1 protein-coding gene is annotated in these 243 nt (G+C 63.0%); it reads right to left on the bottom strand.

The features are described from left to right. On the bottom strand, nucleotides 1-243 hold a 243-nt coding region (locus H6A60_RS13540; protein ID WP_275114244.1), incomplete at both ends, for a UbiA prenyltransferase family protein.

The following is a 243-nucleotide window of genomic DNA, read 5'->3' on the forward strand; positions in this document are numbered from 1 at the left end:
CCGTAGGGGCGAGGTCCGCCGGTGTAGAACCACGCGACAGCAACGGCAAGCACACCGACGATCAACAACCACCAGGCTTGCGTGAGCAGAACCAGGATTGCGCCACACACACATGCGACGAGGAACGACAGCAGTGCCGCCTTCTTCACCGCTGATGGGTCGGCAAGGCCCTGCCCAACGAGTCGAATCGGGCCAACCCGGACCTCGTCGGTTCCCCGAATACCGTCGGAGTAGTCGTTGGAG

It is taken from the genome of Sutterella massiliensis, assembly GCF_016899755.1.
GTDB classification, from domain to species: Bacteria; Pseudomonadota; Gammaproteobacteria; order Burkholderiales; family Burkholderiaceae_F; genus Sutterella; species Sutterella massiliensis.